The organism is Nonomuraea antri (assembly GCF_013283785.1).
Classification (GTDB): domain Bacteria; phylum Actinomycetota; class Actinomycetes; order Streptosporangiales; family Streptosporangiaceae; genus Nonomuraea; species Nonomuraea antri.
Genome location: NZ_JABCPZ010000032.1, coordinates 1 through 21,085, shown reverse-complemented (window position 1 = coordinate 21,085; position 21,085 = coordinate 1). Strand labels below are relative to the sequence as shown.

General features: G+C 71.3%; 20 protein-coding genes. 9 read left to right on the top strand and 11 right to left on the bottom strand.

All coding sequences use genetic code 11. The annotated features are described in order from the left end of the window. Positions 1-108 precede the first annotated feature (108 nt). From HII36_RS13440 to HII36_RS13425, 4 genes are read left to right on the top strand one after another with little or no spacing between them, the layout of a single operon-like run. Positions 109-1,629, top strand: a complete 1,521-nt coding sequence (locus HII36_RS13440; RefSeq protein ID WP_173523477.1) for an ABC transporter substrate-binding protein — start codon at positions 109-111, stop codon at positions 1,627-1,629. Beyond that, positions 1,629-2,570 carry an ABC transporter permease gene (locus HII36_RS13435; protein WP_173523520.1) on the top strand — a complete coding sequence of 314 codons (942 nt, stop codon included), beginning with the start codon at positions 1,629-1,631 and terminating at the stop codon, positions 2,568-2,570. The genes HII36_RS13440 and HII36_RS13435 overlap by 1 nt, the downstream gene beginning before the upstream one ends. Further along, complete coding sequence (locus HII36_RS13430; protein WP_173523476.1) at positions 2,540-4,258, top strand: dipeptide/oligopeptide/nickel ABC transporter permease/ATP-binding protein; 1,719 nt, start codon at positions 2,540-2,542, stop codon at positions 4,256-4,258. The genes HII36_RS13435 and HII36_RS13430 overlap by 31 nt, the downstream gene beginning before the upstream one ends. Next, positions 4,255-5,082 carry an ATP-binding cassette domain-containing protein gene (locus HII36_RS13425; protein ID WP_173523461.1) on the top strand — a complete coding sequence of 276 codons (828 nt, stop codon included), beginning with the start codon at positions 4,255-4,257 and terminating at the stop codon, positions 5,080-5,082. Before HII36_RS13430 ends, HII36_RS13425 begins: the two co-directional genes overlap by 4 nt. Here the strand turns inward: HII36_RS13425 and HII36_RS13420 are convergent. From HII36_RS13420 to HII36_RS13395, 6 genes are all read right to left on the bottom strand, one after another. Continuing rightward, positions 5,049-6,212 carry a GDSL-type esterase/lipase family protein gene (locus tag HII36_RS13420; RefSeq protein WP_217369479.1) on the bottom strand — a complete coding sequence of 388 codons (1,164 nt, stop codon included), beginning with the start codon at positions 6,210-6,212 and terminating at the stop codon, positions 5,049-5,051. The two genes, HII36_RS13425 and HII36_RS13420, sit on opposite strands and share 34 nt — an antisense overlap. Beyond that, the gene (locus HII36_RS13415) at positions 6,212-7,774 is read right to left on the bottom strand and encodes a family 20 glycosylhydrolase (protein WP_173523475.1); all 1,563 of its coding nucleotides are present in this window, start codon (positions 7,772-7,774) and stop codon (positions 6,212-6,214) included. The genes HII36_RS13420 and HII36_RS13415 overlap by 1 nt, the downstream gene beginning before the upstream one ends. A gap of 131 nt (positions 7,775-7,905) precedes the next feature. Further along, positions 7,906-8,826, bottom strand: a complete 921-nt coding sequence (locus HII36_RS13410) for a hypothetical protein (RefSeq protein WP_173523474.1) — start codon at positions 8,824-8,826, stop codon at positions 7,906-7,908. Between the two features lie 107 nt (positions 8,827-8,933). Continuing rightward, positions 8,934-10,028 carry a LacI family DNA-binding transcriptional regulator gene (locus HII36_RS13405; RefSeq protein WP_173523473.1) on the bottom strand — a complete coding sequence of 365 codons (1,095 nt, stop codon included), beginning with the start codon at positions 10,026-10,028 and terminating at the stop codon, positions 8,934-8,936. 12 nt (positions 10,029-10,040) lie between these two features. Further along, positions 10,041-10,943, bottom strand: a complete 903-nt coding sequence (locus tag HII36_RS13400; protein ID WP_173523472.1) for a PfkB family carbohydrate kinase — start codon at positions 10,941-10,943, stop codon at positions 10,041-10,043. Between the two features lie 80 nt (positions 10,944-11,023). Further along, the gene (locus tag HII36_RS13395) at positions 11,024-12,025 is read right to left on the bottom strand and encodes an SIS domain-containing protein (protein WP_173523471.1); all 1,002 of its coding nucleotides are present in this window, start codon (positions 12,023-12,025) and stop codon (positions 11,024-11,026) included. Between the two features lie 271 nt (positions 12,026-12,296). Between HII36_RS13395 and HII36_RS13390 the strand changes: the two genes are divergently transcribed. From HII36_RS13390 to HII36_RS13375, 4 genes are read left to right on the top strand one after another with little or no spacing between them, the layout of a single operon-like run. After that, on the top strand, positions 12,297-13,613 hold the full coding sequence (locus tag HII36_RS13390; RefSeq protein WP_173523470.1) for an ABC transporter substrate-binding protein: 1,317 nt from the start codon (positions 12,297-12,299) through the stop codon (positions 13,611-13,613). A gap of 28 nt (positions 13,614-13,641) precedes the next feature. Next, positions 13,642-14,529 (top strand): carbohydrate ABC transporter permease, encoded by an 888-nt coding sequence (locus HII36_RS13385; protein WP_173523469.1) that lies wholly within the window; start codon positions 13,642-13,644, stop codon positions 14,527-14,529. Continuing rightward, positions 14,523-15,359 carry a carbohydrate ABC transporter permease gene (locus tag HII36_RS13380; protein WP_173523468.1) on the top strand — a complete coding sequence of 279 codons (837 nt, stop codon included), beginning with the start codon at positions 14,523-14,525 and terminating at the stop codon, positions 15,357-15,359. The genes HII36_RS13385 and HII36_RS13380 overlap by 7 nt, the downstream gene beginning before the upstream one ends. Next, a complete protein-coding gene (locus HII36_RS13375) occupies positions 15,356-16,186 on the top strand; it encodes a sugar phosphate isomerase/epimerase family protein (RefSeq protein ID WP_173523467.1) in 831 nt (276 codons plus the stop codon). The genes HII36_RS13380 and HII36_RS13375 overlap by 4 nt, the downstream gene beginning before the upstream one ends. Positions 16,187-16,218: 32 nt before the next feature. Here HII36_RS13375 and HII36_RS56545 read toward each other — a convergent pair whose 3' ends face one another. From HII36_RS56545 to HII36_RS13350, 5 genes are all read right to left on the bottom strand, one after another. Continuing rightward, the gene (locus HII36_RS56545) at positions 16,219-16,983 is read right to left on the bottom strand and encodes an ABC transporter permease (protein ID WP_217369478.1); all 765 of its coding nucleotides are present in this window, start codon (positions 16,981-16,983) and stop codon (positions 16,219-16,221) included. Beyond that, the gene (locus HII36_RS13365; RefSeq protein ID WP_173523466.1) at positions 16,980-17,750 is read right to left on the bottom strand and encodes an ABC transporter ATP-binding protein; all 771 of its coding nucleotides are present in this window, start codon (positions 17,748-17,750) and stop codon (positions 16,980-16,982) included. Before HII36_RS13365 ends, HII36_RS56545 begins: the two co-directional genes overlap by 4 nt. An 8-nt stretch (positions 17,751-17,758) precedes the next feature. After that, positions 17,759-18,748, bottom strand: coding sequence for an ABC transporter substrate-binding protein (locus HII36_RS13360; protein ID WP_173523465.1), 990 nt, complete (start codon positions 18,746-18,748; stop codon positions 17,759-17,761). Between the two features lie 23 nt (positions 18,749-18,771). After that, positions 18,772-19,098, bottom strand: a complete 327-nt coding sequence (locus HII36_RS13355) for a cupin domain-containing protein (RefSeq protein ID WP_173523464.1) — start codon at positions 19,096-19,098, stop codon at positions 18,772-18,774. A 93-nt stretch (positions 19,099-19,191) separates the two neighbouring features. Then, positions 19,192-20,712 carry a carbohydrate-binding protein gene (locus HII36_RS13350; RefSeq protein WP_173523463.1) on the bottom strand — a complete coding sequence of 507 codons (1,521 nt, stop codon included), beginning with the start codon at positions 20,710-20,712 and terminating at the stop codon, positions 19,192-19,194. Positions 20,713-20,871: 159 nt separating this feature from the next. On the opposite strand from HII36_RS13350, the gene HII36_RS13345 reads away from it, so the two are divergent. Next, a partial coding sequence (locus HII36_RS13345; RefSeq protein ID WP_173523462.1) for an FmdB family zinc ribbon protein occupies positions 20,872-21,085 on the top strand: 214 nt, incomplete at its 3' end.

The following is a 21,085-nucleotide window of genomic DNA, read 5'->3' as shown; positions in this document are numbered from 1 at the left end:
CGAGATTAGCCCGGTCCCCGGCGACCCACATTTAACCTACCACGTGGTTAGTTTTCTGTGTATGCTCACCGGAAATCCGGCGTCCTCGCCTCGATACGGAGTTGCGTCATGAAGAGATCCGCCCCGCTGATCGCCCTCTTAACCGCGGCAACGGTGCTCACCGGCTGCTCGGACGCCGGCGCAGGCGGCGGCACGCCGAGCGGCGGGCCCAAGAACCTGAGCATCGCCACGATGACGCTGCCCCAGAGCCTCGACCCCAAGGACGCCGCGGGCAGCGCCATGCCGTTCTTCCAGGCCGTCTACGACACGCTGATCAAGCGCGAGCCCGACGGCACCTACACCCCGATGCTGGCCACCGAGTGGAAGTTCGACGAGGCCGGCACCGAGCTCAGCATGACCCTGCGCGGCGACGTGAAGTTCGACGACGGCACCCCGTTCAACGCCGCCGCCGTCAAGGCGAACCTGGAGCGTTTCAAGAAGGGCGGCGGCGGCCAGGCCAAGACGCTCAACGACGTCAAGACCGTCACCGTGGTCGACGACACGCACCTCAAGCTGGAGCTGTCGCAGCCCAACCCGGCCATGCTCTTCTACCTCAGCGACGCGGCCGGCCTCATGGCCAACCCGGCCGACTTCGCCAAGGGCGAGGCGCTCAAGACCAAGCCGAACGGCACGGGACCCTACGACCTGGACGAGAGCCAGACCGCCATCGGCACCAAGTGGGTCTTCAAGCGCGCCGCCTCCTACTGGGGGACCAAGCTGCCCTACGACACGGTCACGATGAGCTTCTTCGACAACGAGACCGCCATCGTCAACGGCATCAAGACCGGCCAGGTCAACGCCGCCGTGCTGCAGGACGCCGACCAGCAGATCGGCGTCGAGGGCGATGCCAAGGTCAAGACGCTCAAGCAGGAGTTCGACTTCCAGGGCATCCTGCTGTTCGACCGGGCCGGCGCGGTCACGCCCGCGCTGCGCGACCCGCGGGTGCGCCAGGCGCTGAACTACGCCATCGACCGCCAGACCATGCTCAGCAAGATCCGCCAGGGCCGCGGCGCGGTGACCAACCAGGTGTTCGGCACCACCACCGCCGCCTACAAGCCCGAGCTCGACACCTTCTACACCTACGACCCGGCCAAGGCCAAGCAACTGCTCAAGGACGCCGGGCACGAGGGCTTCACGCTCAAGCTGCCGCGCATCTCGGCCATCGTCAACGACGCGCTCGCCGCCTCGCTGCAGGCCGACTTCGAGGCCGCCGGCGTCAAGCTGGTCTGGGAGACCGTCGACCAGGGCTCGGCCATCCGCCGCATCTTCAGGGACCGCGCCTTCTCCGGCATGGTGATGAACATGGGCCAGTCGTCCAACGACTGGGTGGTGGTCGGCGAGCTGGTGCTGCCCGGCACGTTCAACATGTTCGGCTACATCGACGACACGGTGAAGGGGCTGCTGCCCAAGATCCAGGCCACCTCCGACAAGGCGAGCCTGCAGACGCTCAACGAGCACCTGGTCAAGGACGGCTGGTTCGTGCCCTTCTACCGGATGTCGTACCTGCACGTCTCCGACGGCAGCGTGACGATCAAGCCGCAGGACGGCATGGCCGTGCCCTCCCTCTACAACTACGCGCCAGCGCAGTGATGCTCGGCTTCGTCGCACGCAGGATCGCGGCGGGAGTGGGTCTCCTGCTGGTGATCTCCTTCCTCTCCTACACGCTGCTGTCCATCCCCGGCCTGGACGTCGGACGGCAGCTGCTCGGGCAGGGGGCGGCCCAGGACCTGGTCGACGCCAAGAACGCCGAACTCGGCCTGGACCGCCCGGTCCTGGTGCAGTACGTCGACTGGCTGGCGAACGCCGTCCGCGGCGACTTCGGCACCTCCTGGTTCACCAGCGAGAACACCCTGCACGCGATCGGCAACCGGCTCCCGGTCACGATCAGCCTGACGGTCGGGGTCACGCTCGTCACGGCGGTGCTCTCGTTCCTGATCGGCATCTGGGCAGGCGTGCGGCGCGGCGCGATCGACCGGTTCGTGCAGGTGTTCTCCGTCGTGGGGTACGCGCTGCCGAACTTCCTCGTCACCCTGATCATCGTGCTGGTCTTCGCGGTGCAGCTGCGCTGGTTCCCGGCGATCGGCTACATCGGGTTCGGCGAGTCGTTCACCGGCTGGCTGTCCACGGTGACGCTGCCGGTGCTCTCCCTCTCGATCGGCTCGATCGCCGGGGTGTCGCAGCAGGTCAGAAGCTCGGTCATCGAGGTCATGCGGCAGGACTACGTCCGCACCCTGCGGGCCAGGGGGCTGCCGCCGTCGCGGATCGTCTTCAGGCACGTCGTCAAGAACGCCTCCGCGCCCGCGCTGGCCGTGCTCGGCATGCAGTTCGTCGGCGTGATCGGCGGGGCCGTGCTGGTCGAGCAGATCTTCGGACTGCCCGGCATCGGCAGCATGACCGTCACCTACACCACCCGCGGCGACATCCCGGTGATCATGGCACTGGTCATGATGACCGTGATCGGGGTGATCCTGATCAACCTCCTGGTCGACATCATGATCGGGTGGCTCAACCCGAAAGCGAGGCTCGCGTGATCCGGCGGCTGGCCAAGCATCCCCTGGGACTGATCTCGGCCCTCGTGCTGGCCGCCGTGGTGCTGGCGGTGCTGTTCGCGCCCGCGCTCAGCCCGCAGGGCCCCGGCGTGTCCAGCCTGCGCGACGCCTTCGAGGGCCCGGCCGCCGGGCATCCGCTCGGCTTCGACTCGGCCGGGCGCGACATCCTGGCCCGGCTGCTGCACGGCGGGCAGAACACGCTCGGCGGCGCGGCGCTCGCGCTCGCCGTCGCGCTGGCGCTCGGCGTGCCGAGCGGCCTGCTGGCCGGCTACTACGGCGGCAGGTTCGACTCCGTGGCGAGCTGGCTGGTCAACCTGATCATGGCGCTGCCCGCCATGGTCGTGCTGCTCGCCTCCCGGGCCATTCTCGGCCCCACCGTCTGGGTGCTCATGGTGGTGCTCGGCTTCCTGGTGGCGCCCAACTTCTTCCGCCTGGTACGCGGCATCGTCGCGAACGTCCGCAACGAGCTGTACGTGGACGCGGCCAAGGTGTCGGGCCTGAGCGACGCCAGGATCGTGGCCAGGCACGTGCTCATCGTGGTCCGCGCCCCGATCATCATCCAGGTGGCGCTGGTGTCCGGCATCGCCATCGGGCTGCAGGCCGGGCTGGAGTTCCTCGGCATCGGCAGCGGCGACGTGCCGACCTGGGGCGCGATGCTCAACGAGGCGTTCAAGAACATCCAGCGGGCGCCGTTGCTGCTGCTGTGGCCCGGGCTCGCGCTCGGCCTGACCAGCGGCGCGCTGGTGCTGCTCGCGGCGGCGCTGCGCGACGTGCTGGAGGACCGCGGCACCGCGCCCACCCCGGCGCCTGCCTCCGTGCCCGCCGCGGCCACCGAGATCACCGAGGCCGAGGAGGAGGCGGGGGAGCGGGCCGGGCTGCTGTCCGTGCGCGACCTGGTCGTCTCCTACCCGTCCGGTGACGTCGTGCACGGCGTGGACCTCGACGTACGCGCCGGGGAGATCGTCGGCCTGGTCGGCGAGTCCGGGTCGGGCAAGACCCAGACCGCCTTCTCCATCCTCGGCATCCTGCCCGAGACCGGGCGCGTCTCCCGGGGCAGCGTCACCGTCGACGGCCAGGAGATCGTCGGACTGCCCGAGCGCAGGCACCGGACGCTGCGCGGCGACGTCGTCGCGTACGTGCCGCAGGAGCCGATGAGCAACCTCGACCCGGCCTTCACCATCGGCAGCCAGCTCGTCGAGCCCATCCGCTACAAGCTGGGCCTGTCGAAGTCGGACGCCACGGCCAAGGCGCTCGACCTGCTGCGCCAGGTCGAGATCGCCGACCCGCGCCGGGCGTTCGACTCCTACCCGCACGAGATCTCCGGCGGCATGGCGCAGCGCGTGCTCATCGCCGGCGCCATGTCGTGCGACCCGAAGCTGCTCATCGCCGACGAGCCGACCACCGCGCTCGACGTCCGCGTCCAGGCCGAGGTGCTCGGCCTGCTGCGGCGGCTGCAGCGCGAACGCGACCTCGGCGTGCTGCTCGTCACCCACAACCTCGGCGTGGTCGCCGACCTGTGCGACCGGGTGGCGGTGATGCGCCAGGGCCGCATCGTCGAGACCGGCACCGCCGAGCAGGTCCTGCACTCGCCCCGCGATCCCTACACGCGGCGGCTGCTGGCCGCGGTACTCGACCACGTGCCGGCCCGAGCACCCCTGGAGGTGTCGTGAACCCCCTGCTCTCCGTCGAGGACCTGCGGGTCTCCTTTCCCGGCAAGGGCTGGCGGGCGCCGCGCGTGGAGGTGCTGCGCGGCGTGTCGCTGGACATCGGGCCGGGCGAGACGCTGGGGCTGGTCGGCGAGTCGGGATCGGGCAAGACCACGATCGGCCGGGCGATACTCGGGCTGGTCCCGGTGCAGTCGGGGACGATCACGTTCGCCGGCGAGCGGCTGGACCGGATCTCGGCCAGGCGCAGGCGCGCGCTCGGCCGCGACCTCCAGGTGATCTTCCAGGATCCGTACACGTCGCTGAACCCGTCGCTGACCGTGGGCGACACGCTGTCTGAGCCGCTGCTCGGGCAGGGGCTCGGCCGGGCCGAGGCCAGGCGGCGGGTCAGCGGCCTGCTCGACCGCGTGCACCTGCCCGCCGACGCCGCCGAGCGGCTGCCGCGCGAGTTCTCCGGCGGGCAGCGGCAGCGGGTGGCCATCGCGCGGGCGCTGGCCATCGACCCCAAGCTGATCGTGTGCGACGAGCCGGTCTCCGCGCTCGACCTCACCACCCAGAAGACCGTGCTCGACCTGCTGCTGGAGATCCAGGAGCAGACCGGGGTGTCCTACCTGTTCGTCTCGCACGACCTGTCGGTGGTGCGGTTCGTGAGCCACCGGGTGGCCGTCATCCACCGGGGGGAGATCGTGGAGACGGGCGCGTCGGCGGTCGTGACGTCCGAGCCCGAGCACCCGTACACGCGGGGGCTGCTGCTGGCCGCGCCGGTCGCCGACGTGGCCGAGCAGCGGGCCCGCCGTCAGGCGTTCGAGCGCGAGGCCGCCTCGGCCTGAGCCCCCAGCGCGGCGGCCGGGAGCAGCCCGGGGAAGCGGCGGGCCATGAGGTCGTAGCCCTCCTGCGACGGATGCAGCGCGTCGGTCAGCAGGTGGGCCTCGTCCGCGCCGAGCAGTTCGCGGCCGTCCACCAGGAACAGGCGCGGGTCGCGGGCCCGCCGCGCGGCCACCGCGCGGGCGAGCAGGGTCCTGGTCGCGGCCAGCGTCAGCGCGCCGGCGTCCAACTCCAGCCGCCTGCGGCCCGGCCGGTACGCGCCGTCCTCCTGCACCGCCGGGCCTGGCGCGTCCTCGTGCATCGGGCAGCCGATCGCCGTCACCACCACGATCGGGGTCTCCGGGTGGCCCTCGCGGATCGTGTCGAGGAAACCGTGCACGGCGGGCAGGAACGTGCGCTGCCGCATGCTGTCGGCGTTGACCACGTTGATCCCGACCTTGAGCGTGATCAGGTCGGCCGCGGCGTCCCTGATCACCCGGGCGGCGAACGGGTCGAGCTGGGCGTTGCCGGAGAAGGCCAGGTTGCGCAGCGTCCAGCCGCGCGCCGCGGCCACCTGGGCAGGCCAGGTGCGCTCGGGCGACGGCGAGCTGACGCAGTGGCTGATCGAGCTGCCGTAGTGCAGCCAGCGCAGCCCGGCGGCCGGTCCGGCCGGGGCGACAGGCGCGTCGGCGTCGAGCGCCAGCAGCTCGACGCCGCAGTTGTGCGGCAGGTGGATCTCGACCGTGCGGTCCACCGGCTCGCGGACGATCACCACGGTGGCCGGATCGCCGACGTCGATCACCCCGCCGCGCACTCCGTCGGGCCCGGCGACCTGGACGACCTGCGTGGCCGGGAGGTCGCGCACGACGGTGCGGCCGCCGTCGCGGACCGCCAGCCTGGGCGGGTCGGGGAAGCGCAGGCCGGCCAGCTCCACCACGGTCGCCGCCGCGCGCAGCGTGATGCGGCCGGCCGCCGTACGCAGCCTGAGCACCCCGCCGGCCGGGCACGCCTCGCCCCACACGAGGTCGAGCTGGTCGTGCTGCTCGCGCGCCCAGCCGGGCAGCCGGTGCGGCACCAGGCCGCCGCGCGGCCCGCGCTCGGTCTCCGCGACGCCGTCGAGCAGCGCCGCCAGGTCCGCCGGGTACGTCACGGCCATCAGAACACCTCCGCCGAGCGGTAGTAGCCGCCCCAGCCGAGCCGTTCCCAGGCGGCGGCGTGCCCGCGCACCCTGGCCCGGTGGTCCGCCCAGCCGGTGACCTGCTGCGTCCACGCCTTCTCGGCGATCGCGGGCAGCCGGGGGAGCAGGAGGAAGGCCAGGTCGTCGAAGTCCGCGACGGACTCGCACCAGATCGCCGCCTCGACCCCGGCCGGGGCGGCGCCGCCGAATTCCTTGAGCTCGCCAGGATGCCAGTCGAACAGCTCACGGCAGGTACGCGGCGCGTAGGAGGCCATGCCCACCCGGCCGCGCCGCTCGCTCTGCGCGGGCAGCAGCGAGTCCTCGGCGTACTGGCGGTCCAGGTACAGCGTGCTGCTGGTCGAGGCGAGCACCGGGACGCCCGACGCGAGCGCCTTCGGCAGGTCGCCGGGGGCAAGCTCGAACGAGGCCGCCGCGATGTCGATCAGCGGGTGGTACTCGGCCGGCGTGCGCCCGCGCAGCTCCTCGGCGTCGAAGACGTGGTCGGCGCCCACCCACCACTGCGCGAGGTCCTGCGGCGTCAGCGCCCCGGACCTGGCCGCCTCCTGCCAGGCCACCGCCCGCTTGCCGGTGGCCCTGGCCACGCGCAGCGACATGGCCGTGAACTCCGCGTACTGCTCGTGCGGCATGCCGAACGCCTCGTCGCCGCCGACGTGCAGGTACGGGCCCGGCGTCAGCTCGGCCACCTGGCCCAGCACCTCCTCGACGAACCCCGCGGCCGCCCGCGGGTCGAGGAACGCCAGCAGCGGATGCACCGCCTGCCCGGCCAGCTCCGGGTACGCCGTGACGACCGCGTGACTGTGCCCCGGCAGGTCGATCTCCGGCACGACCGTGACGAAACGGGCGGCCGCGTACGCGGTGATCTCGCGGAAGTCGTCGCGGGTGTAGTGCTGGCGGCCGGTGCCGTTGCGCGAGCCCTCGCCGCCCGGCCAGCAGGCGGGGTCGGTGAGCCGGGGCCGGCCGTCGATCTCCAGCCGCCAGGCCTGGCTGTCGGTCAGGTGCAGGTGCAGGACGTTGAACTTGTACCTGGCCAGCAGGTCGACCACCCGCTTGACCTGGTCGACGGGGAAGAACCTGCGGACGACGTCCAGCGACAGGCCGCGCCAGGGCAGCGCGGGCGCGTCGGACACGCGCATGGCCGGGGCGGTGCCGTCCTGGTCGAGCGATTGGGCGAACGTGGTCGCGCCGCGGAACAGGCCCTCGGCGGTCGCGGCGGTGACGGTGGCGCCGCTCTCGCCCGTCTCCAGCTCGTACGCCTCGTACCCGGCCGGCCGGTCGAGCAGGTCGGCGGGGGCGGCCGGGGTCTCCCCGGAGAGTACGAGGCGGAGTTCGGCGTCCGCGCCCACCACGACCACCGGCTCCACCCCTGGCGCCGTGGCCAGGAGTTCGGCGACGACCCGGCCGAGGCCGAGCAGCTCCGCCGAGGGGACTCCGACGCGGGGCCGCGCGCCGAGCCGGAACCTGCCGGGCCCGGCGAGGGTGACGTGACGCGGCAGGGGGACGAGGGGGACGGTCTCTGACAAGGTCACTCCCATGCGTGGCGGCGCGCCCGCGACGTGCGGGCCGGCGGGGCGGCGCGCCTGCGCGGCGCGGCCCTGCCGCCTTTTCTACCACGTGGTAAGAAATCTGTCCGCCCCCGCCCTTCATGATCGGGTCAGCGGCGGTCCTCGTGACCGTTCTCCGGGCCCTCTTCGACCTGCTGACGCCAGGACACCGGCGGCACCCCGGGCACGTGGACCGCGGTGTGCGCGTTGCCCATCGTGTGGAACGGCCGGCCGTCGAGCCTGATGTCGGTGCTCCCGGTGCGCCCGTCGCTGATCCAGTCGATCTTGGCCGTCCAGACCACGTCCGAGCGGACCGCCTCCGCCGTGAGGACGAACGTCACCACGTCGTCCTGCTTCACCGTGTACGGGAACTGGGCGGGCTTGGCCCGGCCTTCGATCCTCATGCGTTCCCTGACGGCCTTGGACGGCCGGCTCGCGACCGGCTCCGGCGCGTCGAGGTCGAGGTAGAGCCACTGCATGGTGCTCGGCCCCGCCTTCTCGCAGGATGGATGGTAGGAGCGGCCCGGGGCGGCGGGCCGCACCGAGCCGGTGATGATGCGGATGCGCTGCAGCGTGACGGCCCGGCCGTTCCTGCCCTGGGCGTTCAGCAGCACGCGGGTCGCGCCGGAGTCGGCCGTGGAGTGCGCGGCCTGCCAGACGTCGAACGCCTCCCGGTCACCTACCGGCGGCGGCGTGCCGGGCACGGAATCGGGGACGAATCGCGGGGCGCATTCGTCGAGCCTGGTCGCGGTGATGTCGACGGGCGCGGCCCCGAGAATATCCTCGATGTTCCACCGGATCGGCGCGAACGCACCCGTGAACGCCTGCACGAGCACCAGGGTCAGCGCGGTGCCCGCGGTGGCCATGACGGCCCTTTTGGTGAGGTCCATCCATTGTTGCCCGGCCGATTTCTCGGCCGTCTCGTCCGCGGTCGTGTCGTCCTGGCCCGGATCGTCCTGGACCACGTCGTCCAAGGTCACTTCGTCGGAGGCCGCGTCGTCGGCGTCCTCCCCGCTGCTGGTTTCCGTCATGTGTGATCAATGCCCGAGATATGAGGGGAAGCGATATGACGGTGTCTGGTAACGCGGATTACCGTCGTGACTCACGGTAACTCAGCGGATGCGTTTCAGCAGCTCGTTCAGGCAGAAGGCGGCGCGACCGACGACCGCGCGACGAGCCGCGAACGCAGGGTGTGAATTTCGTGCTCCGGCTCATTTCCATGAAGAATGTCCAGCAGCACTTCGGCCGCTTTCGCCCCCAACCGGTGCACCGGCTGCTCGATCATCGTCAGCGGCGGGTCCATGACGGCCGCCCACGCGCTGTCGTCGAAGCCGATCAGCGAGATGTCGCGCGGATACGCCAGCCCGGCGGCCCGCACCGCGCGCAGCGCGCCGAGCACCGCGTCGGTCTCGGTGCAGAACACCGCCGTGACGTGGTCGGGCAGGGCGAGCATGCGGCCAACCTCCTCGGTGGCCCGCTCCTCGGTCTTGGGGCCGGTCATCACCAGCTCGGGGTCGAACGGGATGCGGGCGTCGTCGAGCGCGTCGAGGTAGCCGCGCAGGCGCTCGCCGTCGGTCCAGAGGTTGCGCGACTTCTCCGACAGCAGGCCGCGCCGCGTGGTGGGGGTCTCGGGCGCGGAGGGCCCCCACACGAAGCCGATGCGCCGGTGCCCGGCCGCGATCAGGACCTCCACCGCCTCGCGGGCGGCGTCGCGGTTGTCGATGACCACCGTGTCGAGGTCGAGCGCGGCCACCGCGCGGTCGACCAGCACGATCGGGATGCCCCGGCTCATCGCCGCCTTGATGTGCGCCACCTCGGCGCGGCCGATCGCCGCCGAGGCGATGATGACGCCGTCGACCCGCTTGTCGATGAGCACGTTCGTGGCCGCGACCTCCTCGTCCAGCTCCTCGTACGTGCTCAGCACGATCGTGTCGAACCCGCGGGCCCGCGAGGTGTCGGAGATGCCGCGCAGCACCCCGGCGAAGAACGGGTTGCCGATGTCGGCCAGGATGACGCCCAGTGTGTGGCTGACCCCGGTGGACATGCTGCGGGCCAGCGCGTTCGCCCGGTAGCCGAGCTTCTGCGCCGCGGCGAGCACGCGTTCGCGCAGCTCGGGGCTGACGTAGCCGTATCCGCCGAGGGTGCGGGCCGCGGTCGCGCGGCCGACGCCGGCCTCGGCGGCCACCTCCGAGATCGTCGGGCGCCCCGCCGCCTGGCCGCGGTCAGCTGGCATGGATCGGGTCCCTCATTTCCTGGCGTTCGGAGGCTCGCCACATCGTAGCCGGGCCCGGGCGGCCCTGCCGTGGCCGAAGGCGCCCTCGACGAAGCACTGCTCGAAGGCGGCTTCCGCGCCCGCGTCGAGCGCCCGTTCGACCGGCTCCCGGCCGGCGGCGACGCCGGTGCGCCACCCGTCGCGCAGCAGCGAGACCGCGAACCCGGCGAGGAACGCGTCGCCGCAGCCCATCGTGTCGACGATCTTCGCCGGGTCCTCGACCAGCCGGGCCGGCGCGCTGACCAGGTCGCGGCCGTCGTAGGCGAGGGCGCCGTGCACGCCTCTGGTGCCCAGCGCCAGCCCGGCGCCGCGCCGGACGGCGTCGGCCAGCAGGTCGCCGGTGTCCGACTCGTCGAGGTGCGAGCACGACAGCAGGACCAGGTCGGCGTGCGGGCAGGTCAGGTCCAGGTAGGCGGGGGTGCGGTAGTCGTCCTCGCTGGACAGGTCGTAGCTGACCAGCGGGCCGCCGGCCAGCTTGGGCAGCTCGTCCTCGCTGCGCGAGTACACGCTGGAGTGCACCAGGTCGAAGGAGGAGACGTAGGCGAGCAGGCCGGCGTCGAGCCGCAGCGGCTCGCGTACGGTGACGCCGCCGCCGTTCCAGCCGAGGAAGACGCGGTCGCCGTCGTCCACCCGGAGCGTTGAGATACCGGTCTCACCCGGGCGGACCACACAGTGGTCGGCCGCCACGCCCTGGGCGGCGATCGACTCGCGCAGGAACAGGCCGAGGTCGTCGTCGCCGAAGACCCCCAGGTAGGCGGCTTCGAGCCCGAGACGGCGGGCGTAGACGGCGACGTTCACGCTGTTGCCGCCCGGATAGTCGACGCCGCGGTCGACGAACCGGTCGACGATGTTGTCGCCGAAGCCGAGCACTCTCATGAATTCTCCTGTAACGGGCCCCGAATGCCGCGCAGGGGGATGGGTTCGCTCCGGGGGCCGGGCGGCGGCCCCCGGGCCGGTCAGTAGTCCATGACGCGGTAGTAACGCCGCAGGTCGAGCGAGTGGTCGCGGACCCGCTCCAGGTGCTTGCTGACCCGGCCCATCACCGTGTCGAGCACCAGCGGCGCGAGCAGCCCGCGGAACTCCGGGCTGATCCCGTCGAGCGGGTGGTCGCGGGTGTCGAAGACGGTGACGTCCGAGGAGACGCGCCTGGCGAAGGCCGCGGCCCGGTCGGTGAGCGGGCGCGTCTCGTCCTCGCCCTGGAAGATGATCACGCTGGTGTCGGCTTCGAGCAGTTCCAGCGAGCCGTGGAAGAACTCGGCGCTGTGCACCCGCGTCGTGCGCAGCCACTGCATCTCCTCGAGGATGCACATGGAGTACAGGTAGGTGAACCCCCACAGGTTCCCGCCGCCGATGAGGAAGTGGTAGTCGGTGTCCTGGTGCGCCTCGGCGAACGCGGCGGCCACCGGCTCGGCCTGCTTCGCCACGTCCAGCATGATCTTGGGCAGGCCGGCCAGCTCGCCGGCCAGCTTGTCGTAGCCGTCGAACTCGCCGCGCCCGGCCAGCAGCCGGCCCACGAACAGCAGCATCTGCGGGTCGAACGGCCACGCCTTCGGCTCGGAGATCAGCGCGACGTCCACGGCCTTGGCGACGGGGGAGTCCGGGTAGCCGGTGAAGCCGATCGTGCGGGCGCCGCGCGCCTTGCAGTACTCGATGGCGCGCAGGCTGTCGTCGGTGGTGCCGGAGACCGAGGTGAAGATCGCGGCGGTGCGCTCGCCGAGCGACGCGTCGCCGGAGACGATCAGCTCGGCGGCGATCGCGGCCCGCACCCTGAGCGTGCTGCTCCGCCTGGCCAGGTGTTCGTACGGCCACATCTGGGCGTACGTCCCGCCGGCGCCGACCAGCAGGAAGTTGTCGTACCCCGCGTCAACGAGACTGTCGACGAGTTCCTCGATCGCCGGGCGCAGCGCCACGGTGCTCGCCAGCTGCGAGAGGAATTCGGGCTCGTTGAATCCGAGCATCTTCGCGTCCTTTCTGGAATGCCTGCGCCGGCGCCGCCTCGCGGCCTGATACCGGTATCACGCGGAGGTCACAGTGGCACGGGAGTCGTCCCGCGTCAACACCGGGGTTCGGAGAGAACTCCAAAAAATCACGCTGACCTGCAGAAATACCGATGCGGGTGACCGTTCTCCGGAGATTCGCCAAGAAGATCTTGTCGTTCACTCTGGTACCGGTATCAGTTCGGCTGTACAGTCAGCCAACACTTCGCGGTTCCGAGAGAGAAGGAAGCCCATGCGCCCACGTGCACTGACGACGTCCGCGGCACTCGTCGGGACGCTCGCCCTCGCCGGCTGCTCCGGCGGCGGGACCGCCCAGGCGCCCGCGGCCGACGTCGCCGCCACGCCGGAGTTCTCCGGCACCCTGAGCATCCTCACCAAGTTCGCCGGCGACCCGCTCCAGCCCTACTTCGAGAACCTCGCCGCCGAGTACCAGAAGAAGCACCCCGGCGTGAAGGTCGAGCTCATCCAGGAGACCGACCAGAGCATCAAGGACAAGACCAAGACGCTCACCGCCTCCGACGCCCTGCCGGACATCTTCTTCACCTGGTCGGGCAACTGGGCGGAGAACTTCGTGCGCGGCGGCCGGGCCGCCGACCTCAGCCAGGTCATCGCGCCGGGCACCGCGTGGGGCAAGACGTTCAGCGAGAGCTCGCTGGGCGCCTTCGCCTACGACGGCAAGTTCTACGGCATCCCGCTGTACAACAACGGCAAGTTCATGGGCTACAACAAGGCCGCCTTCGCCAAGGCCGGAGTGGCCGCGCCCACCTCGTTCGAGGAACTGGTCGGCAACTGCGAGAAGCTGCGCGCGGCCGGGTACGAGCCCATCGCCTTCGGCAACAAGGACGGCTGGCCCGCCCTGCACTACCTGCAGCAGCTCTTCGCCTACACCGTGCCCGCGGCCACCCTGCAGGCCGACTTCCACCCGGAGACGGCCAAGCTCGACGACGCCGGCTACCTCACCGCGCTCAAGCAGTTCAAGACGCTCGTCGACACCTGCACCGACACCGGCAAGGGCACCAACGGCGTGCTCTACTCCTCCGCCCAGGAGAAGTTCGCCGACGGCAAGGCGGCCATGTACTACCAGGAGGTCCTGGAGTTCGACAACGCCACCGCCGAGGGCAAGCTCGACCCGGCCGACTTCGGCATCTTCCCGCTGCCCGTCCCGCAGGGCGCCGCCGGTGACACCGCGACGATCGAAGGCGCGCCCGAGGGCTACCTGATCAACGCCAAGTCGCCGCGCGTCCCGCTGGCCATCGACTTCATGAAGTTCGTCACCGGCGTCGAGAACGCCACCGTGCTGTCCGCGCCGCCGTACGGGCAGCCGAGCACGGTCATCGGCGCGGTCACCGAGAAGACCTCCAGCAAGGCCGTCTTCGAGGGCATCGGCCTGGTCAACAAGGCGCCGCGGCTGGCCGGCTGGCTCGACACCGTCACCGTCCCCGAGGTCGCCGACGCCTGGCTGGCCGGCGGCGAGGCGCTGATCAGCGGCGGCTCCACCCCGGAGAAGGTGCTCGAAAGCGTCCGCCAGGCCTCGGCGGCGGCCAAGTAGGCCGGACGGCCGGAGGGAGAGCAAGCCGGTGCGCGCCATCAGCCGAAGAGCGCTCGGGCTGGCGTGGGTGATCCCCGCGCTGGTGCTGGTCGCGGTGTTCGTCTACCTGCCGCTCGTGCAGAACTTCGAGTTCAGCACGCTGAAGTGGGACATCTACAGCGGCAGCCAGGAGTTCGTCGGGCTCGACAACTACCGCAAGCTCCTGGACGACCCGGTGTTCTGGTCGTCGTTCGGGAACAACGTGCTGTACGCGCTGGTCTCGATCGCCTTCCAGGTGTTCGGCGCGCTCGTGCTCGCCGCGCTCATCGAGAGCATCCGCAGCGACAGGTGGCGGCGGAGCCTGCGGGCGATCTACTTCATCCCGTCGGCGATCTCCATGACCGTCGCGGGCCTGCTCTTCTACTTCATCTACGAGCCCAACCTGGGCCCGCTCAACCACCTGCTCAAGGCGGCCGGACTCGGCTCGCTCGCCCAGGCGTGGCTGGGCCAGGAGAGCACCGCCATGTCCGCGATCATCGCGATGAGCCAGTGGCAGGGCTTCGGCTACTCCACGCTGCTGTTCGCGGTCGCCATCCAGCGCATCCCGGCCGAGATCTACGGCGCCGCGGCGATCGACGGCACCGGGCCGGTCCGCCGCTTCGTGCACGTCACCGTCCCGCTGGTGCGCGAGATGACCGGGCTCATGACGATGGTCACGATCTCCGGCGCGTTCCAGGTGTTCAACGAGGTCATGGTGATGACCAGCGGCGGGCCCAACAACTCCACCCAGGTGCTGGGCACCTGGCTGTACCGCAGCGGGTTCGTCCGCAACAACTTCGGCTACGCGGCGGCGATCGCCACCGTCATCTTCGTGATCACGCTGGCCATCGCGGTGGCCCAGCTCGTGGTCACCCGCAGGAGAAGGGTGGAATGGTGAGTCGCCGCGGCTTTCTCGGCGTGATCGCGCGCGTGTTCATGTGGACGTTCCTGCTCGGGCTCGCGGTGGTCGTGCTCTACCCGCTGCTGTGGATGGCGCTCAACGGGTTCAAGACCAACTCCGAGCTGTTCGGCAACCCGTTCGCGATGCCGCTCGACTGGAGTTTCGACAACTACCGCAAGGCGTGGAACCGCGGGGTGAGCGACTACCTCACCACCAGCGTGCTGGTCACGGTGACCTCGACGCTGGCCACCGTGTTCGTCAGCGCCTGGGCCGCCTACGGCCTGACCAGGGTGAACCTGCCGTTCAACCGGCTGATCACGATGGCGATCCTGGGCGGGCTGATGCTCGCGCCGACCGTGGCGCTGGTGCCGCTGGTGAAGATGTTCCAGGCCATGGGGCTGTACAACAGCTTCTGGGCGCTGCTCATCCTGTACACGGCCTTCCGCGTCCCGTTCACCACGTTCCTGATCCGCGCGTACATGGTGGACCTGCCGCGCGAGGTGGACGAGGCCGCCGAGATGGACGGCTGCGGCAGGTGGACCGCCTTCTGGCAGATCATCCTGCCGATGTGCAAGCCGATCATCACCTCGACCGTGCTGCTGCACGTGCTGTTCGCCTGGAACGAGTACCTGTTCGCGATGGTCTTCACCAGCGGCGAGGGCGCGCAGACCCTCCCGGTCGGCCTGACCAGCCTGATGAGCAAGCACGGCACGGACTTCCCGGTGGTGTTCGCCGGCATGGTGATCGCCGCGCTGCCGGTGGTGCTGCTGTTCTTCCTCGGCCAGCGTTACATCGTCAAAGGACTCGCGGACGGGATCGGGAAATGACCTCCTTCATCACCGCGTCGAACTTCTCCTACCAGCACCTGCCTTTCGAGCGTTTCCTGGACGACGCCGCCGACCTCGGGCGGGAGAAGGTGGAACTGTGGGGCGTGGCGCCGCACTTCCACGTTCCGCGCGTCAGCGACGCCAAGGCGCGCGCGGTGCGCCGATCCGTCGAGTCGCGCGGCCTGTCGGTGCACTGCCTGACCCCCGAGCAGGTCGCGTACCCGGTCAACGTCGCCTCGCCCCACACCTGGCTGCGCGCGGAGAGCGTCGCCATGTTCCGCCGCGCCGCCGAACTGGCCGCCGAGCTCGGCGCCGAGCTGTTGTTGCTGACCCCGGGCCGCGGCCTGGAGAGCGAGCCGGTCGAGGCGGCGCTGCGGCGTTCGGCGGACGCGATCGCGGAGATCGCCTCCTACGCCGCCACGCTGGGCGTGTCGTGCGTGCTCGAAGCGCTGCAGCGGGTGGAGTCGAACCTGGTCAACGACGCACCCGCGCTGGCCAGGATGATCGGCGACATCGGCGCGCCGAACCTGGGCGCGGTGCTCGACACCGTGGCCATGGCCGCCGCGGGCGAGAGCGTGGACGACTACTTCGACGCGCTCGGCGACCTGGTCCGCCACGTGCATCTCATCGACGGCCGCCCCACCGGGCACCTGGCCTGGGGCGACGGCACGCTGCCGCTGGCCGATCTCCTGGCCGCCTTCGAGCGGCGCGGGTACCGGGGGCTGATGACGTTCGAGCTGTTCGGCGACGGCACGTACGCCTTCGATCCGCGGCCGGTGGTCGAACGCTGCCTGGCGGCCGTCCGCACGGCCGGCCGTGTCGCCTGAACTCAGGCGGCCGTCCGCATGGCCCGCTGAGCTCAGGGGTTCGGCTCCGCCCACGGCAGGAGCAGCCGTTCCAGCGCGCTGAGCCCGTAGAACAGCCCGATGCTGATCGCGCCGAGCAGCGTCATCGCGGCGAACGCCAGCGCCGTGTCCGCGCTCGCCCCCGACTGGACGATCACGAAGCCGAGCCCGGCGTCGGCCCCGACGAACTCGGCGATGACCGCGCCGATCACCGCCAGCGTGATCGACACCTTCAACCCCACCATGATCTGCGGCAACGCGTACGGGAACCGGATCTTGAAGAACGTCTGCAGCGGCCCGGCGGCCAGCGAGCGGGCCAGCTCGACCAGCTCGGCCGGGGTGGACTTCAGCCCGGTCGCGGTGGCGATCACGATGGGGAAGAAGCACAGCAGGAAGACCATGACGACCTTGGGCAGCTGCCCGAACCCCATCCACACCACCAGGATCGGCGCGATCGCGATCTTCGGGACCGCGTTCACCGCCAGCAGCAGCGGATAGACCATGTGCTCGAGGAGCCGCGACGCGGCGATCGCGACCGCGACCGGCACCCCGACGGCCACCGACAACGCGAACCCCTCGACGGTCTCCGCCAGCGTCACCCACGTCTGGGCCAGGAAGAACCCGGGCTGCTCGGCCAGCGCCGCCACCACGTCACCCGGCGACGGGACCAGGAACTCCTCGATCCCGAAGGCCGCCGTCACCAGCCACCACAGCCCGATCACCAGCGCCATCCCGAGCACCGGCAGCCCGCGGCTCGCCCAGCGGCCCGACCGGCTCACCCCGGATCACCCACCGGCGCGGGCAGCAGCAGGTCGTGCAGCTCGGCCGTCACCCGCGTCACCCGGTCGGCGTAGGCGGTGCGGCCCAGCGTGCGCGGGCGCGGGATGTCCACGTCGACCACCGCGCGCACCCGTCCCGGCCTGGGGGTGAGCACCACGACCCGGTCGGCGAGCAGCACGGCCTCCTCGATCGAGTGCGTGACGAGCACGATCGTGCGCTCGCGGGCCAGGAAGATCCGCTGCAGCTCCATCGACAGCTCCTGCCTGGTCAGCGCGTCGAGGGCGGAGAACGGCTCGTCCATGAGCAGGACGTCCGGGTCGCGGATGAGCGAGCGGCACAACGAGACCCGCTGCTGCATGCCGCCCGACAGCTCGTGCGGCAGCCGCTTGTCGAACCCGCTCAGCCCGGCCAGCTCCAGCAGCTCGTGCGCGCGTTCCCGGTACGGCCGCCGGTCCAGTCTGGCCAGCTCCACCGGCAGCAGCACGTTGTCCAGCACCGAACGCCAGGGCAGCAGGGCCGGCCGCTGGAACATGACGCTCACGTCGCGCCTGGGCCTGGTCACCGGCTCGCCCGCCACCGCGATCCGCCCGGACGACGGCCGCAGCAGGCCCGCGACCAGCCGCAGCAGCGTCGACTTGCCGCAGCCCGAGCGGCCGACCAGCGTCACGAACTCGCCGCGGCGCACCCGCAGCGAGACCTCCGCCAGCGCCTGGAGGCGGCCCTGGCGCCCGGCGAAGACCTGCGACACGCCGTCGAGCTCGATCACCCGGCCTCCTAGCCCGCCCGGCTGACGGTGAAGTCGACGGCCTGCTCGGGGGTGAGCGGCGTGGTGATCGCCCCGGCCTCGCGCAGCAGCTCGATGACGGCCGCCACCCTGCCCCGGTCGACCGTGCCCAGGCCGGGCGTCACGTACGGGGCCATGGCCTCGACCTCGGCGGCGGCGACGGCCGGGTCCTGGGTGGGCTGGTGCTTGCGCAGGATCGTCCCGGTCTCCTGGGGGTTCGCGATCGAGTACGCCAGCCCCTTCATCAGCGCCGCGGTGAACTTCTTGACCAGCTCGGGCTTCTCCTTCCCCAGCGCGGTGGGCGCGAACAGGGCGTTGCCGTACAGGTCGGGCAGCACGTCGCCGTACGGCAGCACGACGGCCTTCCTGCCCCGCGCGGCCTTCTCGATCAGCGGCCGGCCGACCACGAACTGGCCGATCGCGTCCACCCGGCCGCCGGCCAGCAGCTGGGGCAGCGCGGGCGGCTGCGACGGCACGAACGACACCTTCGCCGCGTCCACCCCGGCCGCCTTGGCGTAGACCGGGAAGGTGAGCTGGTTGGTCGAGCCGGGCACGTCGCCGACCGTCTTGCCCTCCAGGTCCGCGGGCTCGGCGATGCCGCTGCCGTCCAGGGCGACGATGGCGGCCAGTGTGCGCTGGTGAATCATGCCGACCGCGGTGACCGGCAGCTTCTCCTTGGCCAGCGTGATGAGCGCGCCGGTGAAGTCGCCAGGGCCGAAGTCGGCCCGCCGCCCGGCCAGCAGCTTCATCACGTCGACCGTGCCGCTGCCCGGCTTGATCGTGACGTCGAGCCCGGCTTCCCTGAAGTAGCCCTTCTCCAGGGCGACGTGGACGTAGGCGTCGCGGCCGAACGTGCTGAACGAGGTCAGGTAGTTGACCTTCTCCAGCGCGGGCGCGCCGGACGGGCCGCCGCCGGAACCGCCGCAGGCCGCCGCGGCGAGCAGCACGACCAGCACGCCCGCCGGCCAGGTGAGCTTCATCGGGGGATCCCTTCGCGAAGAGGTCAGCCGTGTTCCTCGCCCAGGTGCTTCAGCTCGACCAGCCGGCACCGGTAGCGGGTGCCGCCCTGGTTGGTGAGCATGTGAACCTCTCCGGCCGGGCGGTACACCACGCCGCCGACCGGCTCGTGGACCAGGCGTGGCGGCCCGCCGTTCGACTGGTCGATCCTGTTGTCGGCCGCCTCCAGGGCGATCACCAGGTAGGGGTGGGTGTGCTGGTGCCAGGGCTGGGCCGCGCCCGGCTCCAGCGTGACCTCCCACACCCGCACGTGCTCGTTCTCGAAGACGATCTCCTGCCCGACCGGGCCCAGGGCCACCGGCTGGTCCGTCATGCGTGCTCCTCAAGCGGGGCCACTCGTTCACCCCAAGCCCCCGTCTTGGGGTGAACGCTCCGTTATCCGCCCGCGAATGTCAACAAGCGCACGTCAGGGAGTGACGGGGATGTTGGTCAGACCGGTGCGGGCGCCGGTGACGGTGTTGGAGGCGTGGACCACGTTGAGGTTGCCCGCGCACTTCGAGGTGGACGTGACCTTGATCGCGTACGCGCCGGCGCCGCCCAGGTCGGAGCGGTTGTTCCGCCAGACGTTGCCGCAGCCGTTCTGGAACGACGGGGTGGTGGCCGGGTTGTGCGTCTCGTAGCCGTTGGCGAACGTGCCGGGCGCGGCGAACGTGCCGATGTTGCCGTCGATGAGGTAGCCGCTGCCCTTGACGTCGATCCAGGAGTCGGCGGAGTTCTGGCCGCTGATGCCGCTGCCGTTGAACGTGTTGCCCTGGATGAGGCCGCCCGAGGTGCCCTCCTTGACGTCCACGTGCTCGGCGGCGACGTTCGGGCCGATTACGTTGTTCAGCACCTTGACCCGGTCGGAGCGGTCGGCGCCGCCGCTGTTGCCGTGACACGACCAGTTCGAGCCGGCCGAGCCCAGGTAGACGCCCTCGCCGTAGCCGGGCTGGACCAGGCCGGTGTGCGTGATGCGGGAGTTCCTGATCACGCCGTCCGCGGACGACCTGCGGAAGTGCACGCCCTCGTCGTCGATGTGGTGCACGTGCACGCCGTCGATCGTCACGTGGTGCGAGTTGTCCAGGACGATGCCCTTCTTGGACTCCTTGACGGTGAACCCGGTCAGGTTCCAGTACGGCGCGTCGTACAGCCACAGCCCGTACCCGGAGTCCCAGCCGAGCCCGGGCGTGGGGCAGGAGGGCGCGGTGCCCGAGGGGCCGTCGTTGACCAGCACCGCGTCCGCCGGTCCGGTGAGCGTGATGGGGGCGGCGGCGGTGCCGGCCCGCCGGGCGACGAACGCGCCCCGGTACTCGCCGGCCGCCAGCCTGATCGTCTGCCCGGGCCTGGCGCCGGCCAGCGCGGTGATGAGCTGGGCCGAGGTCGAGACGTCCACCGTGGTCCCGGTGCCGCCGCCGTCGTCGGGCGGGGTGACGACGGTGACGGCGGCGCCGGCCGGCGACACGTTGCCGGCGGCGTCGCGGGCCTTGACCGTGTAGGTGACGGACGTCGCCGGCGGCAGCCCGGCGTCGGTGTAGGTGGTGGAGGTGGCCGTGCCGATCTGGACGGCGCCCCGGTGGACCAGGTAGCCGGTGACGCCGACGTCGTCGGCGGCGGCCGTCCAGGCCAGCGACACGCTGTCGGCGGTGGTCGCGGTCACCCGCAGCCCGGTGGGCGCGGTGGGTGCGGCGGTGTCGCCGCCGCCGGTGACCTTCTTCCACAGGGCGGGCGTGGCGGCCGGTTCCCAGCCGGTGAGCGCGGTGTGGGCCTGCAGGCACTCGTAGTCGGCGCCGTCGTGGGTGACCCGGTCGCCCGTCCGGTAGGCCGTACCGGCCTGCCAGGCGGGATAGGCCACCGCGACGGCGGCGGGCGCGGCGGCGGCCTGGGCGGGCGGGGGAGCGGACAGTGCGAGCAGCGCGGGCAGCAGGACGAGGGGGGTGAGACGTCGCATCGGCATTCCCGTTTTCAGTTAATAAACTTTCCTAATCACCTAGGAGAGCACGCCGGATGCGCCGCCGCAATGCCGCGGACGCCCGGTATTGACGGTCACTTCGCGCGGAAATAGTTTGCGAAGAAAGCAATCGCCGCGCGGGACCGAGGTGACAGCGCCATGGCGACCTATGCCTACCGGTGCGCGGGCTGCGGCCCGTTCGAGACGCGCCGGCCCATCGGGACGGCCGAACCCGCCGAGACCTGCCCGGAGTGCGGCGAGCCCGCCCCGCGGCTGTTCACCCCGCCGCTGCTGGCGCGCACCCCGCAGTCCCTGGCCCGGGCGCTCGGCGCGCAGGAGGCCAGCGCGCACGAACCCCGCGTGGTCACCAGAC

Excerpts from the sequence above, each read along its gene's own strand:
- HII36_RS13440 (WP_173523477.1), top strand. The coding sequence starts at position 109 with ATGAAGAGATCCGCCCCGCTGATCGCCCTCTTAACCGCGGCAACGGTG.
- HII36_RS13435 (WP_173523520.1), top strand. The coding sequence starts at position 1,629 with ATGCTCGGCTTCGTCGCACGCAGGATCGCGGCGGGAGTGGGTCTCCTG.
- HII36_RS13420 (WP_217369479.1), bottom strand. The coding sequence starts at position 6,212 with ATGGCCGTGACGTACCCGGCGGACCTGGCGGCGCTGCTCGACGGCGTC.
- HII36_RS13410 (WP_173523474.1), bottom strand. The coding sequence starts at position 8,826 with ATGACGGAAACCAGCAGCGGGGAGGACGCCGACGACGCGGCCTCCGAC.
- HII36_RS13405 (WP_173523473.1), bottom strand. The coding sequence starts at position 10,028 with ATGCCAGCTGACCGCGGCCAGGCGGCGGGGCGCCCGACGATCTCGGAG.
- HII36_RS13400 (WP_173523472.1), bottom strand. The coding sequence starts at position 10,943 with ATGAGAGTGCTCGGCTTCGGCGACAACATCGTCGACCGGTTCGTCGAC.
- HII36_RS13395 (WP_173523471.1), bottom strand. The coding sequence starts at position 12,025 with ATGCTCGGATTCAACGAGCCCGAATTCCTCTCGCAGCTGGCGAGCACC.
- HII36_RS13390 (WP_173523470.1), top strand. The coding sequence starts at position 12,297 with ATGCGCCCACGTGCACTGACGACGTCCGCGGCACTCGTCGGGACGCTC.
- HII36_RS13380 (WP_173523468.1), top strand. The coding sequence starts at position 14,523 with ATGGTGAGTCGCCGCGGCTTTCTCGGCGTGATCGCGCGCGTGTTCATG.
- HII36_RS13375 (WP_173523467.1), top strand. The coding sequence starts at position 15,356 with ATGACCTCCTTCATCACCGCGTCGAACTTCTCCTACCAGCACCTGCCT.
- HII36_RS13360 (WP_173523465.1), bottom strand. The coding sequence starts at position 18,748 with ATGAAGCTCACCTGGCCGGCGGGCGTGCTGGTCGTGCTGCTCGCCGCG.
- HII36_RS13355 (WP_173523464.1), bottom strand. The coding sequence starts at position 19,098 with ATGACGGACCAGCCGGTGGCCCTGGGCCCGGTCGGGCAGGAGATCGTC.
- HII36_RS13350 (WP_173523463.1), bottom strand. The coding sequence starts at position 20,712 with ATGCGACGTCTCACCCCCCTCGTCCTGCTGCCCGCGCTGCTCGCACTG.